The sequence below is a fragment of the Salipiger bermudensis genome, assembly GCF_020171625.1.
GTDB classification, from domain to species: domain Bacteria; phylum Pseudomonadota; class Alphaproteobacteria; order Rhodobacterales; family Rhodobacteraceae; genus Salipiger; species Salipiger bermudensis_B.
Map to the genome: position 1 here is coordinate 285,044 of NZ_JAIUZY010000004.1, position 15,874 is coordinate 300,917.

Consider the following 15,874-nt stretch of genomic DNA (forward strand, 5'->3'; position numbering starts at 1 on the left):
TCCGGTCTTTGACTCGAATGCGCGCGATTTCCGCGGGGATCCGCGCAAGACAGGCGCCGGGAGAGGTTGTCATTTCCGCCCGCCCTGCCCCATCATGATGCCGGCAGAGGCAGCGAGACGAGCATGGACGGATTTCTCTTCGAGGCGTCGATCTACCTATTGGCGGCGGTGATCGCGGTGCCCATCGCGGCGCGGCTCGGGCTCGGCTCGGTGCTGGGCTACCTTCTTGCGGGCATCGTCATCGGCCCGGTGCTGAACCTCGTCGCCGCCACCGAGGACCTGCGCCATTTCGCCGAGTTCGGCGTGGTGATGATGCTGTTCATCATCGGGCTCGAGCTCGAACCCCGCGCGCTGTGGGACATGCGCCACCGGCTGGTGGGGTTGGGCGGCTCGCAGATTGCCATCACCATGCTGGCGGTGATGGGCTGCGCCATGGCGCTCGGGGTGAGCTGGGCGCCGGCACTGGCCTGCGGCATGGTGTTTGCCCTGTCGTCGACCGCCATCGTTTTGCAGACGCTGAACGAGAAGGGGCTGATGCAATCGACCGGCGGGCGCTCGGCCTTCTCGGTGCTGCTGACGCAGGACATCGCGGTGATCCCGATGCTCGTGCTGCTGCCATTGCTGGCGCTTCCGGGCGTGGCGTATCTGTCGGCGGACGGCTCCATCGACATCGGCCACGCTGACGACGCCGCGCACCACGGCATGTCGCTGGTCGAGGGCCTGCCGGGCTGGGGCGTGGCCCTGGTGACGCTGGCCGCCATCGCGCTGATCATCGTGGCGGGCATCTACGGCGCGCGCCCGCTGTTCCGGCATATCCATTCCTCGCACCTGCCCGAGATGTTCACCGCCGTGGCCCTGCTGATCGTGGTCGGCATCGCCTTCGTGATGGAGCTCGTGGGCCTGTCGCCGGCGCTTGGCACCTTCCTCGCCGGGGTGGTGCTGGCGAACTCGGAGTTCCGCCACCAGCTCGAGTCGGACATCGAGCCCTTCAAGGGCCTGCTGCTGGGGCTGTTCTTCATCACCGTGGGCGCGGGCATCGACCTGCTCGCCTTCATGAGCGAGCCCTTCGTCATCCTCGGGCTGGCGCTCGGGCTGATGCTGCTGAAGGGCGCGATCCTGATGCTGCTGGCGCGCATCTTCAAGCTGCGCACGCGGGCGCGCTGGCTCTTCACCCTGTCGCTGGCGCAGGCGGGGGAGTTCGGGTTCGTGCTGATCTCCTTCGCGCTGCAACTCGGCATCTTCGACACCGCGCTCGGGCAGCGGCTGCTGCTGGTGGTGGCGCTGTCGATGCTGATCACGCCGCTGCTCTTCATCCTCTATGACTGGCTCTCGACCCGGCTCGAGGAGACCCGCGAGGCGCAGCAGGAGGACAGGGTCGAGGCGGACGGGCCGATCATCATTGCCGGCATCGGGCGCTTTGGCCAGATCGTGAACCGGCTGGTGGGCAGCTCGGGCTACCGCACGGTGGTGATCGACCACGACATGAAGACCATCGAGCTGATGCGCCGCTTCGGGCACCGCGGCTATTTCGGCGACCCGACACGGCCCGAACTGCTGCACGCCGCCGGCATCAAGGATGCCAAGGTGCTGGTGGTCGGGCTCGACGATCCCAAGGCCAGCACCAAGCTGGTGCGCTTTGCACGCCGCATCAACGAGGACCTCTTCATCATCGCCCGGGCCCGCGACAGAACCCATGTCTACGAGCTCTATCAGGCCGGTGCCGACAAGATCGTGCGCGAGATGTTCGACAGCTCCCTGCGGGCCGGGCGCTATGTGCTCGAGCAGGTCGGGATGAGCGAGTACGAGGCGGCGATCGCGCAGGAGACCTTCTATCACCACGACCGCGAGACGGTGCGGGAGCTGGCCCAGCTCTGGGACCCGAGCGTGCCGTCGTCCGAGAACGAGGCCTACATCAAGCGCGCCCGCGAGCTCGAGAAAGAGCTCGAAACGGCGCTTTACACGGCGCTGATGGAAGGGCGCGAGGACGCGGCGTAGCCTGACAGGAGGTGCCGTCGCCGCACTCCTTGCTAGGCCCCCCGCTCGAAAAGAGGATCGACACGCGAGAAACGAAAAAAGCGGACCCGAAGGCCCGCTTAGTTCGAATTCCACAGTCGCAGAAAGATCAGGCGGCGCGCAGCCCCAGAACCTCGTCGACCTGACGCGCCGCGGCGACCTCGTCCCCACCGGAGACGGCGGCCACTTCGCGGGTCAGACGCTCGAGCGCGGCTTCGTAGAGCTGACGCTCGGAGTAGCTCTGCTCGCGCTGGTCGTCGGCGCGGTGCAGGTCGCGCACGACCTCGGCGATGGCGATCAGGTCGCCCGAGTTGATCTTCTGCTCATATTCCTGAGCGCGGCGCGACCACATCGCGCGCTTGACCTTGGCCTTGCCCTTAAGCGTCTTCATCGCCTGGCTCACCACGTCGGGCGAGGACAGCGAGCGCATGCCGATCTCGGTCGCCTTGTGGGTCGGCACCCGAAGGGTCATCTTGTCCTTCTCGAAGGAAATCACAAACAGTTCCAGCGTCATGCCGGCGACGTCCTGCTCTTCGATCGACATGATCTGACCCACGCCATGGGCGGGATAGACCACGTAATCGTTGGGCCGGAATTCGTTTTTCTTGCTCTTGGTCATACAAAAGTGTCCTTAGCAGCCAAGCCACGGTTCATCACGACAAGAAGGACGCGGCGACAAAAAAGACGGACGGATATGCAAAGCATCCCGTTCGTCTGAAAGCGTCACGTCTTGGATTATTCCCCCGGCCGGTTCCCGACCTGATCATGTCTGCGTGGCTTCGTCATGTGTGCAAGAAAGAATAGCACAAAAGCCCGCTCTTTCCCAGATTCTTGGCGGAAACAGAGATTCCACGCAAAAACAGGGCTTTGCGCGGATCCAGTTACGCATTTGCAACCGCTTTGGCCGCGGAACGGCGAATCGCCGCTCAGCCGCCCTCGCCCGGCGCTTCGGAGAAATACTTCTCCATCTTGCCCGGCTCGCCATCGCGCTCTTCGGCCTCGGGCATCGGATCCTTCTTGGAAATGATGACCGGCCAGAGCTCCGAGTACTTGCGATTGAACTCGACCCACTTCTCCATGTCCGGCTCGGTATCGGGCCGGATGGCATCCGCGGGGCATTCGGGCTCGCAGACGCCGCAATCGATGCATTCATCGGGATGAATCACCAGCGTGTTCTCGCCTTCGTAGAAGCAATCCACCGGACAGACTTCGACGCAGTCGGTGTATTTGCAGGCGATGCAGTTTTCAGTGACCACGTAAGTCATGGCAAAATCATCCGTCAGAGTCTCGCGAGTTGCGTCTAGCTAGACCACGATGCGGGATCATTCAAGCCTATCCCGCTGCCGGTCGAGCTGACGCCGATCGCGTTTGGTGGGACGTCCCCCGCCCTCGAAACGCGGGGTCTGTGGTTCCGGCGCGCGCGGCGCCGGCGGGTCGAGATCCTCGTAGAGCGCCTGCGCCTCCGGAGCCGGGCCGCGCCGCGTGCCAAGGGCAAGCACCTTGATCACCCGCACGTCGCGCCCCTGCGAGAAGGTCAGGACGTCGCCAAGCCCCACCGAGAAGGCGGGCTTGGCGATGGACTGGCCGTTGACCCGCAGCCCGCTCGACACGACCTTGGCGGCAAGGCTCCGCGTCTTGAAGAAGCGGGCCTGCCACAGCCACTTGTCGATGCGCAGCTTGGTCGCCGGCTCGGCCACTTACGACTTGCCCTTGAACCCCATGAGCGCCGCGGCGAAGGGGTTGTCGGGGTCGATCTTCTGCTCCTTGCGGGGACGGGACTCGTAGGTCTTGGCGCCCTTGTCGCCGTCGGGCTTGCCGCCCTTGCCCCTCTTGCCGCCGGGGCCGCCCTTGCCGCGCGGCGCGCCGCCCTTGCCACGGGCGTTCTTCTGCCCGTCGCGGCCACCGCCGTCACGCTCGCGCTGGCCGCCGCCCTCGCGGCGCGGGCCGCGGTTGTTGCGGTTGCCGGCCCAAGTGAAGGTGTAGAACACCTCGGTCTCGGGACCCGCGAGGGCCTCGTCGGGCGCGGTGCCGGGGAGGATTTCCTCTTCCGGGGTCTCGGCGATGTGATCGTCGACCTCGAGCGGCGCGGGATCTTCGTTGACCGGGGCAAAGCCCTCGTCATCGATCGCCTCGGAGCCGGTGACCACGTCCGCCGCCGGCGGAGTCTCGGCGGGATCGGGCATGGCGCCCGGTGTGGTTTCCGCCTCGCGGGCGGCGTCGAAGACCGGCTCGTCCTCACCGGCCACGCCCGACGGCTCGGAGGTCTCGGCGACCACCTCGTCGGCGCGGCGCACCTTGGTGCGTTCACCCTTCTCGCCACGATAGCCGAGTCCCTGCATCAGGTCGGCGAACTGCTCCAGCGTCATGCCGGTGATCGACAGCATGTCGGCGTTGGCCTCGAAGCCGCCGCGGCTGTCCTGCGCACGCAGCAGGTCGGCGAGGCGCTCGAGCATGTCGATGCGGATCGCGCGGTCACCGGCCGGGCGATAGCCCGCCAGCGAGTAGTGCTGCATCGGCACGTCGCGAACGTTGGGCACGGTCACGAGACCCGGCGGCGGTGCCTCGGGGAAGGTGTCGAGATCGTTGTGCAGCGACCAGAGAACCAGCCGCAGGCGCGTCGGCGCGGGCTTGAGCAGCAGCGGCATGAAGATGGTGTACTGACCGAAGCGCATCCCGTGCTTGCGCAGCACGCCGCGCGCGTCCTGATCGAGCTGCTTGACCTCGTCGGCCACCAGTTGGCGCGGCAGGATGCCCATGGCCTCGACCATGCGGAAGGCGAAGCCGCGCGCAAGGCCGGTGAGGGTCTCGTCGCGCTGCATGTTCAGCAGCGGCTCGAACAGCGCCGCGATCTTGCGGTCGATGAAGTGCTGCAGACGGCGCTCGACCTTCTGGACCACGTCCGCTCCGGCGGTGTCGTCGACGAAGGCCACCACGCGCGGCTTGAGCGGGTCGTCGCCCTTGGCGAGCTTGCCCACCGCCTGGTCGCCCCACATGAGGCCGCCCTGCTCGGTGAAATCGATCTCGGTATCCGGCGCGTTGTAGAACCGATCCGCCCGAAGGTGGAAATGCGGCGCGAGCGCCTGAAGCGACGCCTGTTTCAGCGTCTTGGCCTCCTGGCCCGTCGCTCCCTGATCCTGACGGAACCGGAACCCTTCAAGACGTCCGACGAATTCTCCTTCGACGGTCACCTCACCCTTGTCATTCACCTCGGCCAAAAGGGCCTCCTTCTGCTTCAACCGGCGAAGCAATACGCTTGTCCGCCGGTCAACAAATCTCTGAGTCAGACGCTCGTGCAGGGCGTCGGACAGTGCGTCTTCTACAGCGCGGGTCGCCTCGCGCCAATGGCTTTCGTCATCGACCCAGCCGCGGCGCTGCGCCACGTAGGTCCATGTGCGGATAAACGCCAATCGCTTCGACAATGTGTCGATATCGCCATCGGTGCGGTCGATCCGCTTGATCTGACGGGCGAGGAAGTCGTTCGGGATCTCGCCGCGCTCGTGCAGATGCTGGAAGATAACCTGCAACAGGCCAGCATGTTCCGCATGACTGATTCCCCGGAAATCCGGGATCCGGCAGACATCCCACAAAAGCTGCACCGAGCGCGGGTTGCTCGCGCGCGCCTGCACCTCGGCCTCCTGCCCCAGCGTCTTCAGCGCCATCAGGTCGTCGGCCTCGCGCGCCTTGACGAGCCACTCGTCGTCGGGACCGAGCTCGAGCGAATGCACGAGCCCCTGGATCGAGCCGAAATTGAGCTTCGGGTTGCGCCAGTTTAGCTTGCGCAGCGGCGTGAAGCTGTGGCTGGTGATCGCCTCGACCCAGTCGTCGGGGATCTGGCCGGCATCGCCCGTGGTGCCGAAGGTGCCGGGCTTCATGCCGCGACCGGCCCGACCGGCGATCTGCGCCAGCTCGTTGGGCTGCAGCGGGCGCATCCGGCGGCCGTCGAACTTGGTCAGGCTCGAGAAGGCGACGTGGTCGATATCGAGGTTGAGCCCCATGCCGATGGCGTCGGTGGCCACGAGGTAGTCGACCTCGCCATTCTGGTAGAGATCGACCTGCGCGTTGCGGGTGCGCGGGCTCAGCGCCCCCATCACCACCGCGGCACCGCCCTTGGTGCGGCGGATCAGCTCGGCGATGGCATAGACGTTATCGACCGAGAAGCCGACGATCGCCGAGCGCGCCGGCATCCGGCTGATCTTTTTCGAGCCGAGATAGCCAAGCTGGCTCATCCGCTCGCGGCGGATGAACTCGCAGCCCTTCACCAGCGCATTGATCGGCCCGCGCATGGTGTCGGAACCGAGAAACAGCGTCTCGTGCAGCCCGCGCATCCGCAGCAGACGGTCGGTGAAGACGTGGCCGCGCTCGGGATCGGCGCACAGCTGGATCTCGTCGATGGCGACGAAATCGCAGCCCATGCCCTCGGGCATCGCCTCGACCGTGCAGATCCAGTACTGCGCCCGCGGCGGCACGATGCGCTCTTCGCCGGTGACCAGCGCCACCGTGCCCGGTCCGCGCGCCGCCACGACCTTGTCGTAGACCTCGCGCGCCAGCAGCCGCAACGGCAGGCCGATCATCCCGGTGCGGTGACCGAGCATGCGTTCGATGGCGTAATGGGTTTTGCCAGTGTTGGTCGGGCCGAGAACGGCCGCGATCCGTGCGCGCTGGGGCATGGTGACGCCCTGTTCCTTCCCTCAGAGGTTCAGATCTCGATGCCCTGGACCTGGCCCGCAAGCCGGTCGAGCGCGTCGGTGACCTCTTCGTCAAACGGTCTGAGTTCCAGTACCCGCGTGTATGCGTCATATGCAAGCGACTCGTTCCCGAGCTGCTCGTGGATGGCGGCAACGCCGCGCAAGGCTCCGAAATGCTGAGGATTTTGCGCAAGCACATGCTCGAGCGCATCCATCGCGGGGCCGAACATCTCGGCCTGGTAATAGGCCAGAGCAAGCGCGTGCCAGCCTTCGGCGAACTGTGGCGCATGGTCGGTGAGCGCGGTCAGATGCTCGATCGCGGCACCGGTCTCGTTGACCTCGAGCGCGTCGCGCCCGCGCTTGAGCAGCAGGTCCATCGCCGCGGAGCCGGATTTCGACCATTCGAGAAAGATTTCGCGCTCGATGCGCTCGGCCTCGGCGGCGGATTGCGCCGCACCAAGATGCTCCAGCATTTCCCCCGCCGCCGCCTGCGCGAGTGCCGCGGCGGGTAGGGAAAACAGGACTGTGACGGAAAGTGCCGCCACGATACGTTTGCTCTTGCGTAGGCCCATGCTCATAGATTCCGAGTGTAACCCGAAGAGGCTGGATTGCCAGCACAGGTTTTCGTGAAGGAAGGGATCAGAATGAGCGAAGTCATCACAGCCGCGGTCGACGCGCTGAACAAGAAACTGGACGGCGAAGGGTTCGACGGCACCGCCAAGTTCGTCATCGAAGACGAAGGCAGCATCATCATCGACGAGGCCGGCGCCCGCGCGGGCGACGACGACGCCGATGTCACGCTCTCGGCCGATACCGAGACCTTCCAGCAGATCCTCGAGGGCGACCTCAACCCGACGACGGCCTTCATGTCGGGCAAGCTTGCCATCGACGGCGACATGGGCGCGGCGATGCGCCTCGGAGGGGTTCTGTCCTGACATGATGCCCGACGCGCCTTTTCACGCCGATCTGGCCGAGGGTCCCGCCGGGGCCCGCGCCTATTGGCAGACCACCGAAGACAACCTGCGCGTCCGCGTGGCCCACTACCCGGGGCCCGAGGCGGCGCAGGGCACCGTGCTGCTGTTTCCCGGCCGCACGGAATATGTCGAGAAGTACGGGCGCGTCGCCGGCGAGTTCGCCGATCTGGGCTATCACACCCTGACCATCGACTGGCGCGGACAGGGGCTTGCGGACCGTATGCACCGCGACCCCCGCGCCGGTCACGTCAACCTGTTCCAGGATTACCAGTTCGACGTCACCGCCCTGCTCGCGGCGGCGGACGAGCTGGGCCTGCCCCGGCCGTTCTACCTGCTGGGGCACTCCATGGGCGGCTGCATCGGGCTGCGCGCCCTGATCGAGGGGCTGCCGGTGGACGCCGCCGCCTTCACCGGGCCGATGTGGGGCATCCGCATGGCCGCGGCCCTGCGCCCCGCGGCCTGGGCGCTCGGTTGGGGCAGCATCCGCATGGGCATCGGTCATGTCTACGCGCCCTCCACCGGCCCCGCGAGCTATGTCGCCACGGTGGCGTTCGAGAAGAACCTGCTGACCCGCGACCGGGACGGCTGGGAGTACATGCAGCGGCAGGTGAACGACATCCCCGAGCTGCAGCTTGGCGGTCCGTCGATGCGCTGGCTGCACGAAGCGCTCAACGAATGCCTGACCCTGGCCCGCCTGCCCGCGCCGAAGATGCCCGCCATCGCCTTTGTCGGCAGCGACGAGCGCATCGTCGACGTGCCGCGCATCGCCGCGCGCATGGCGTCATGGCCCGGCGGTCAGCTCGAGACCGTCGAGGGCGGGCGCCACGAGGTGCTGATGGAAGACGCGCTCACCCGTGGCCGCATCCTCACCCGCATCGCCGATGTCTTCGCCAGCGCGGGCGCGCAGACCGACGCCGCCAGCCGCACCGCCTGATCTGGCCCGCGGCCCGCGCCGCACTACCCTCTGGCGCATGACAGAGCCGGTCCTCACCTTCACCGAACGGGGCATCTATTGCCCGGCGGGCGATTTCTACATCGACCCGTGGCGCCCCGTGTCGCGCGCCTTGATCACGCATGGTCACTCCGACCACGCCCGGCCCGGCCACGGCGCCTACCTCGCGACCGAGGCCGCCGCCCCGGTGATCCGGCATCGGCTCGGCGAGATCACCCTCGACACCATCCGCTTCGGCGAGCGCCGCCAGATCGGCCGTGCCACGGTCAGCTTTCACCCCGCCGGCCACATCCCCGGCTCGGCGCAGATCCGGGTCGAGGTCGGCGGCGAGGTCTGGGTGGCCTCGGGCGATTACAAGCTCGCGCCAGACGGGCTGTGCGAGACCTTCGAACCGGTGCGCTGCCACGCCTTCATCACCGAATGCACCTTCGGCCTGCCGGTCTTCACCTGGCGCCCGCAGCACGAGATCGCCGCCGAGATCAACCACTGGTGGGCCACCACCGCCGCCGAGGGCCGGCACTGCCTGCTCGGGGCCTACTCGCTCGGCAAGGCCCAGCGCCTGATGGCACTGCTCGACCCAGAAATTGGCCCGATCCTCACCCATGGCGCGGTCGAGAACACCAACGCCGTGCTGCGCGCGCAGGGCTACGCGCTGCCCGAGACACACCACGTGACGCCCGATCTCGACGTGAAGGCGCATCCCGGCGCGCTGGTCATCGCGCCGCCCTCGGCGCTCGGCAGCACATGGGCGCGGCGTTTCGGGCGTGCCTCGACCGGCATGGCCTCTGGCTGGATGCGGATGCGCGGGGTGCGGCGGCGGCGCGGCGCGGACCGGGGCTTCGTGCTTTCCGATCACGCCGACTGGCCCGAACTGCACGAGGCGATCCGGCAGACCGGCGCCGAACGGATCTTCGCCACGCATGGCTATACCGAGATCTTCGCCCGCTGGCTCAACACGCAGGGCTATCAGGCAGAGGTGGTGCCCACCGAGTTCGGCGGCGAGGAAGACGCGGCGGACAGCGCGGAGGATGCCGCATGAAGGCCTTTGAAGCGCTGTTCACCGCCGTCGACCAGAGCACCAAGACCACGGTCAAGACCGCGGCGCTGGCGGAGTATTTCCGCACCGCGCCGGACGAGGACCGGCTCTGGACCATCGCGCTGTTTTCGGGGCGCCGCCCGAAGCGCGCCGTCACCACCACGCAGTTGCGCGAATGGGCCGCCGAGCGCGCCGGCCTGCCGCTCTGGCTGCTGGAAGAGAGCTACCCCATCGTCGGCGACCTTGCGGAAACCATCGCCCTGCTCCTGCCGCCCGCCACGCGCGAGGCGGATCACAGCCTGACGAGCTGGCTCGAGGCGCTGTCGGACATGCCCAACCGCGACCTCGAGGCGCGCAAGGCCTTCATCCTCGACGCCTGGGACCAGCTCGACGAGACCGGGCGCTTCCTGTTCAACAAGCTGATCACCGGCGGCTTCCGGATCGGGGTCAGTCGCAAGCTGATGACCCGGGCGCTGGCGCAGGCCACTGGTCAGGACGAGGCAGCACTTGCGTTGCGGCTGATGGGCGACTGGACGCCTCAGGGCACCAGTTGGCACGCGCTGGTCGAATCCCCCGACCCGGAGGAAAACGAGAGCCGCCCCTACCCGTTCTACCTCGCCTACCAGCTCGACGACGGCCCCGAGAGCCTCGGCCCGCCGGAGGACTGGCTGGCGGAGTGGAAATGGGACGGCATCCGTGGCCAGCTCATCCTGCGCGGCGGATCGCACCACGTCTGGTCGCGCGGCGAGGAGCTGATGACCGACCGCTTCCCCGAGCTTGCCCGGGCGGCGGATTTCATCCCGCCCGGCCACGTGTTCGACGGCGAGATCTTGGCCTGGGACGGCACCCAGCCCCTGCCCTTCAACACGCTACAACAGCGGATCGGGCGCAAGACGGTGCCGAAGAAGCTGCTCAAGGACGCGCCGGTCATCCTGCTGGCCTATGACCTGCTCGAAGCGGACGGGCAGGATCTGCGCGACACGCCCTTGGCCCAGCGCCGCGCCCGGCTCGACGCGCTGCTCTCGGACCTGCCACCCGACGCGCCCATCCGCCCCTCGCCGCGTCTTGGCTTCGACACCTGGGAGGGGCTGGCCGAGACCCGCGCCACCGCCCGCGAGCGCCGCGCCGAGGGGTTGATGCTGAAGCGGCTGGGCGCCCCCTACCTCGCCGGGCGCAAGAAGGGCGACTGGTGGAAGTGGAAGCTCGACCCGCTCAGCGTCGACGCGGTGATGATCTATGCCCAGCAGGGCCACGGGCGGCGCGCCAACCTGTTCACCGACTTCACCTTCGCGGCGTGGAACGGCAACGATCTGGTGCCCTTCACCAAGGCCTATTCCGGCCTCACGGATGCAGAGTTCAACAAGATCACCGCGTGGGTGCGGCGCAACACGCTGCAGCGCTTCGGCCCGGTGCGGCAGGTGAAGCCCGAGCTGGTCTTCGAGATCGCCTTCGAGGGAATCCAGCCCAGCCCGCGCCACAAGTCGGGCCTCGCCCTGCGCTTTCCCCGCATGGCGCGCTGGCGCCACGACAAGCCGGTGCAGGAGGCCAACACGCTGGCCGACCTGCAGGCACTGCTGGCCGCCTACGGCTGAGCCGGAACCAGTCTCTCCGGGTCGGCCACGACGGCCACGTGCGTCCCCGTTCGCGCCGGTCTGTCGCCCTCCGGCCGCAGCCGCAGTCCGCGCCGGGGACCGACCCCGCCTAAGCCCACGGTGACCGGGCGGCTCCCGCCCCGCCGCGCTGTCCCGCAGAGCCGACGCGCGAGGCAAACTCCCGCACCTGTCCCTACGCGCCCTGCACCTTTTCGCCCCTCCGGGCGGATCGGCCTCCGTGAACCGTGATCTTCGGCAGCGCCGACAGCCCCTGCCGCCTCGCAGCGCACGGGCAGCCCCCCGGCGATCAGGCGCGCACGGCAGGCCAGACACCGCGCTTCTGCCCAGCCCCGCACGCTTTCCCGCCCGCGGCCATTGCCATCGCCCCACCCCCGACCCTATGTCAGAGGGAAACTTCTGATGAGGACTCCATGACGAACGCCTTCTCCCATCCCCGCCCCGTCTTCGACGCCAACGCTTCCGGGGGCCGCGACCTCGGCAAGCTGCCGGAATGGGACCTGAGCGATCTCTACGAGGGGCAGGATGCGCCCGAGCTGAAACGCGACCTCGACTGGCTGGAAGATGCCTGCGCGCGCTTCGCACAGGATTTCGAGGGCAAGATCGCCGGGCTCGACGCCGCGGGCTTCCTCGAGATGGTCCAGCGCCACGAGAAGATCGAGGCCGTGGGCGGCCGACTGATGTCCTTCGCCGGGCTGCGCTACTACCAGAACACCATGGACAGCGAACGCGCCAAGTTCCTCTCCGACCTGCAGGAGAAGGTGACGATCTACACCACCCCGCTGGTGTTCTTCTCGCTCGAGCTCAACAGCGTCGAGGATGACGCCTATGCGGCGCTGTTCGAGGCCAATGACGAGCTGGCGCGCTACAAGCCCGCCTTCGACCGCATCCGCGCGATGAAGCCCTACCAGCTCTCCGACGAGCTCGAGCGCTTCCTGCACGACATGGGCGTGGTGGGCGATGCGTGGATGAAGCTCTTCGACGAGACCATCGCCGGGCTGACCTTCACCATCGACGGCGAGGACATGTCGATCGAGTCGGCGCTCAACTTCCTCACCGAGCAGGACCGTTCCAAGCGCGAGGCCGCCGCGCGTGAGCTGGCCCGGGTCTTCGGCGAGAACATTCGCACCTTCGCCCGCGTGCACAACACGCAGGCCAAGGAGAAGGAGGTCATGGATCGCTGGCGCGGGATGCCCTCGGCGCAGATGGGCCGCCACCTTTCCAACGATGTCGAGCCCGAGGTGGTCGAGGCGCTGCGCGACGCGGTGGTCGCCGCCTATCCGCGCCTGTCGCACCGCTACTACGAGCTCAAGCGCAAGTGGCTCGGGCTCGAGACCATGCAGGTCTGGGACCGCAACGCGCCGCTGCCGATGGAAAGCGACCGCGTGGTCGGCTGGGACGAGGCGCGCGACACGGTGATGCAGGCATATGCCGGGTTCGACCCGCGCATGGCCGAGATCGCCGAGCCGTTCTTCGACAAGGGCTGGATCGATGCCGGCGTGAAGCCCGGCAAGGCGCCCGGCGCCTTCGCCCACCCCACGGTGACCGACGTGCATCCCTACGTGATGCTGAACTACCTCGGCAAACCGCGCGACGTGATGACGCTGGCGCACGAGCTCGGCCACGGCGTGCACCAGGTGCTGGCCGCCGGTCAGGGCGAGATGCTGGCCTCGACGCCGCTGACGCTGGCCGAGACCGCCTCGGTCTTCGGCGAGATGCTGACCTTCCGCGCCATGCTCGACAAGGCCACCGACCCGAAGGAGCGCAAGGTGCTGCTCGCCGGCAAGGTCGAGGACATGATCAACACCGTAGTGCGGCAGATCGCGTTCTACGATTTCGAGTGCAAGCTGCACGCGGCGCGCCGCGGGGGCGAGCTGACCCCCGATGACATCAACGCGCTGTGGATGTCGGTGCAGGCCGAGAGCCTCGGGCCGTGTTTCGAGTTCATGGAAGGTTACGAGCGCTTCTGGGCCTATATCCCGCATTTCGTGCACTCGCCGTTCTACGTCTACGCCTATGCCTTCGGCGACGGCCTCGTGAACGCGCTCTACGCGGTCTACCAGGAGGACCCCGAGGGCTTCGAGGACAAGTATTTCGATATGCTCAAGGCGGGCGGCTCCAAGCACCACAAGGCGCTGCTGGCGCCCTTCGGCCTCGACGCCTCCGATCCCAGCTTCTGGGACAAGGGCCTGTCGATGATCGAGGGCTTCATCGACGAGCTGGAGGCGATGGAGGGCTGAGCGCCCTCCCGGACGCCGATGCAGGAGCCCCGGCCCCGACGCCCGAGACGCTCGCTCAAGAGCCGGACGCGCCGCTTCCAGGTGCATGTACGGCGCCGCGTGCCGCCGGGACTGAGGCTGGTGCTGGGGCTGCTGCTGATCGGCGGCGGCATCCTCGGCTTCCTGCCGATCCTGGGCTTCTGGATGATCCCGCTGGGCGTTGCGGTGGCGATGCTCGATCTCGTGCCGCTCTACCGGGCCGCGCTGCGCCGGGCCGGGCGGACAAAGCCCCCCGCCGATCCAGACGACAGGTGAGTCTCCGGCGGGTCAAGGAGGGCCGCAGGTCCCCGCGCGGAGCGCGGCGCCGCAGGCGTCCTTGAGGCGACGGCGACTCGCCCCCATGCTCGGAATGGCGCTCTGAGAGCAGACCTGCCCCTCAGACGCCTCTCGGCAGGCAATCCCGGCAAGGCCACGGGCGCCGCGCCAATCATAATCCCCGAAACACGTCCACGATCGCCAACCCGAGACCCCGGCCCAAAGGGCCGGGGGCGAGACGACCTGCGCGGGCGCCCTGCGCCCGCTCCGCCAGGTCACGTCCCCCGCGGGATCACTTGAGCTGGCTGTCTTTCGAGCCGCGCCGGTTGATGCCGCCGCGCGCCTTCAGGGATCCGTCGCGTTCCTGCTGGCAGTCGACGCAGAGCTTCACCCCCGGCAGCGCCAGACGGCGCTTCTCGGGGATCTCCTCGCCGCACTCGGCGCATTCCGTCAGGCTCTCGCCCACCGGCCCGCGCCGCGCCCGCATCCGCTCCAGTTCTTCCGAGATCGACGCCTCGATCTGTTCGCTCACCGCCCCGTCGCGGCTCCAGCCTCCGGCCATGGCACTCTCCTCTATCGGGAAAAAGATAGGCCTGACGGGGCGCTGTTTCCAGACCCGTTGACTTTGCCGGCGCCGCTCTACCTTGCCTTCTCAAAGGAGTGCCCGCATGATCCGCGTTCTCGCCCCCCTCATCGCCCTGTTCCTCGCCCTGCCCGCGCTGGCCGCGCAGGGCTTCAGCTTTGGCAGCATCGACGGCGGCACGCTCGACCTCGGTCGCTATCGCGGGCAGCCGGTGCTGGTGGTCAACACCGCCTCGCGCTGCAGCTTCACCCCGCAATACGATGATCTGCAAGAGCTTTACGACACCTATCGCGACCGCGGTCTGGTGGTGCTCGCCGTGCCCTCGAACGATTTCCGGCAGGAGCTCGGCAGCGAGGCCGAGGTCAAGGAGTTCTGCGAGCTGAACTTCGACCTCGACCTGCCGATGACCACCATCACCCATGTGACGGGCGCGGAGGCGCATCCGTTCTACCGCTGGCTGGACGATCAGGGGTTTTCGCCCTCGTGGAATTTCAACAAGGCGCTGATTGGCCCCGACGGCAGCTTCGTCGAGGGCTGGGGCGCCGCAACGCGCCCCACATCCGCAGCGATCATCTCGCGGGTCGAACCACTCCTCAAGTGACCGCGCAGGCCGACCGCCTCCGCAGCGTCTCCCGGAGCGCGGTCCTCGACCAGTCGGTCATCGCCATGCCGTCCGCGGACTGCCCAACCGCCTCCTAAAACCGAACCGCCTGCGCCTGCGCGGCTCCGTCCCCTACCGCTTGGCGCGGCGCCAGCCGGCGGCGCGGGCCTCGGTTTCGGAGCAGAACCAGCGCTCGCCCTTGGCGGTGCTGATCCGCGTCGCGCCATAATGCTCCTGCCCCGGCACGTGGTAGATCCGTTCACCCTTGCGCGAGATGTTGCCCTTGATGGCGCAGCCCTCGGGTGCCCCGGCACCGTTGGCCACCGCGCGCCCCTTCCGCGCCTCGGCCCGGAACGCCGCCGGAGCCTGCACGCCGGTGCCGTGCAATCCGATCCCGTTCACCGCCGCGCGCTTCTCGTCGAGGTCGTAGTCCATCGAGTAGCGCCGGTAGGCAAAGGCCAGCCCCGCGCGCACCATCTCGCGGCCGATATCACGCCCGTCGACCTCGCAGCGCGCCACCGCGCGACCGTAGCGGTCGGTGTCGCGGGTCTCGCAGCGGGCCTGCCGGCCCTCGTAGCGGTCGCGCACGTCTTGTGAGACCCACGCCCCGCAGGGCCACATCGGCGTGCCGTCGCCGCCGCACATCTGCTTGACCTCGGGCGCATCGATGCCATGCAGCCGCACCCGCGTGCCGCCCACGTCGAGCGTGTCGCCGTCGATCACATGCACCCGGCCCGACGGCCCGGCCGCGGCCACTGCCCCGGCCAGAATTAGGATAATACTGGATAAAATCTGCTTCATCGCGCCGCCCTAGCGGGCGATTCAGGCAAAACTCGGGCAGCGATCTCACAGCACCGAGAGACCACCGCGGCACAGGCCGATCTCC

The 15,874-nt window shown here is 67.8% G+C and carries 15 protein-coding genes; 8 read left to right on the forward strand and 7 right to left on the reverse strand.

The window, feature by feature from the left end:
- Nucleotides 1–123 precede the first annotated feature (123 nt).
- A complete protein-coding gene (locus LCM15_RS07895; RefSeq protein WP_224855167.1) occupies nucleotides 124–1,995 on the forward strand; it encodes a monovalent cation:proton antiporter-2 (CPA2) family protein in 1,872 nt (623 codons plus the stop codon).
- A gap of 127 nt (nucleotides 1,996–2,122) precedes the next feature.
- Here LCM15_RS07895 and LCM15_RS07900 read toward each other — a convergent pair whose 3' ends face one another.
- The 5 genes from LCM15_RS07900 to LCM15_RS07920 form a co-directional block, all read right to left on the reverse strand.
- Complete coding sequence (locus tag LCM15_RS07900; RefSeq protein ID WP_224855169.1) at nucleotides 2,123–2,632, reverse strand: CarD family transcriptional regulator; 510 nt, start codon at nucleotides 2,630–2,632, stop codon at nucleotides 2,123–2,125.
- 307 nt (nucleotides 2,633–2,939) lie between these two features.
- A complete protein-coding gene (gene fdxA, locus LCM15_RS07905) occupies nucleotides 2,940–3,278 on the reverse strand; it encodes a ferredoxin FdxA (RefSeq protein WP_224855171.1) in 339 nt (112 codons plus the stop codon).
- A gap of 57 nt (nucleotides 3,279–3,335) precedes the next feature.
- Entirely contained in the window at nucleotides 3,336–3,710 is a 375-nt protein-coding gene (locus LCM15_RS07910; RefSeq protein WP_224855174.1) for an RNA-binding S4 domain-containing protein, read from the reverse strand.
- The gene (locus LCM15_RS07915) at nucleotides 3,711–6,680 is read right to left on the reverse strand and encodes a helicase-related protein (protein WP_224855176.1); all 2,970 of its coding nucleotides are present in this window, start codon (nucleotides 6,678–6,680) and stop codon (nucleotides 3,711–3,713) included.
- A gap of 29 nt (nucleotides 6,681–6,709) precedes the next feature.
- Nucleotides 6,710–7,219: a tetratricopeptide repeat protein gene (locus LCM15_RS07920; RefSeq protein WP_224855714.1), complete on the reverse strand. Its 510-nt coding sequence runs from the start codon at nucleotides 7,217–7,219 to the stop codon at nucleotides 6,710–6,712.
- A 123-nt stretch (nucleotides 7,220–7,342) separates the two neighbouring features.
- On the opposite strand from LCM15_RS07920, the gene LCM15_RS07925 reads away from it, so the two are divergent.
- From LCM15_RS07925 to LCM15_RS07950, 6 genes are all read left to right on the forward strand, one after another.
- Entirely contained in the window at nucleotides 7,343–7,633 is a 291-nt protein-coding gene (locus LCM15_RS07925) for an SCP2 sterol-binding domain-containing protein (RefSeq protein WP_207074442.1), read from the forward strand.
- Nucleotide 7,634: 1 nt separating this feature from the next.
- The gene (locus tag LCM15_RS07930; RefSeq protein ID WP_224855178.1) at nucleotides 7,635–8,606 is read left to right on the forward strand and encodes an alpha/beta fold hydrolase; all 972 of its coding nucleotides are present in this window, start codon (nucleotides 7,635–7,637) and stop codon (nucleotides 8,604–8,606) included.
- Between the two features lie 37 nt (nucleotides 8,607–8,643).
- Nucleotides 8,644–9,663, forward strand: coding sequence for a ligase-associated DNA damage response exonuclease (locus LCM15_RS07935; RefSeq protein ID WP_224855180.1), 1,020 nt, complete (start codon nucleotides 8,644–8,646; stop codon nucleotides 9,661–9,663).
- Entirely contained in the window at nucleotides 9,660–11,252 is a 1,593-nt protein-coding gene (locus tag LCM15_RS07940) for an ATP-dependent DNA ligase (RefSeq protein ID WP_224855182.1), read from the forward strand. The genes LCM15_RS07935 and LCM15_RS07940 overlap by 4 nt, the downstream gene beginning before the upstream one ends.
- 431 nt (nucleotides 11,253–11,683) lie before the next feature.
- Entirely contained in the window at nucleotides 11,684–13,510 is a 1,827-nt protein-coding gene (locus tag LCM15_RS07945) for a M3 family oligoendopeptidase (protein WP_224855184.1), read from the forward strand.
- A gap of 99 nt (nucleotides 13,511–13,609) precedes the next feature.
- Nucleotides 13,610–13,804 (forward strand): hypothetical protein, encoded by a 195-nt coding sequence (locus LCM15_RS07950; RefSeq protein ID WP_224855186.1) that lies wholly within the window; start codon nucleotides 13,610–13,612, stop codon nucleotides 13,802–13,804.
- 292 nt (nucleotides 13,805–14,096) lie between these two features.
- Here LCM15_RS07950 and LCM15_RS07955 read toward each other — a convergent pair whose 3' ends face one another.
- Entirely contained in the window at nucleotides 14,097–14,366 is a 270-nt protein-coding gene (locus tag LCM15_RS07955; protein ID WP_224855188.1) for a DksA/TraR family C4-type zinc finger protein, read from the reverse strand.
- A 106-nt stretch (nucleotides 14,367–14,472) separates the two neighbouring features.
- On the opposite strand from LCM15_RS07955, the gene LCM15_RS07960 reads away from it, so the two are divergent.
- On the forward strand, nucleotides 14,473–14,988 hold the full coding sequence (locus LCM15_RS07960) for a glutathione peroxidase (RefSeq protein ID WP_224855190.1): 516 nt from the start codon (nucleotides 14,473–14,475) through the stop codon (nucleotides 14,986–14,988).
- Between the two features lie 132 nt (nucleotides 14,989–15,120).
- Here the strand turns inward: LCM15_RS07960 and LCM15_RS07965 are convergent, their stop codons facing one another.
- Nucleotides 15,121–15,789 (reverse strand): thermonuclease family protein, encoded by a 669-nt coding sequence (locus LCM15_RS07965; protein WP_224855191.1) that lies wholly within the window; start codon nucleotides 15,787–15,789, stop codon nucleotides 15,121–15,123.
- Nucleotides 15,790–15,874: the final 85 nt, after the last annotated feature.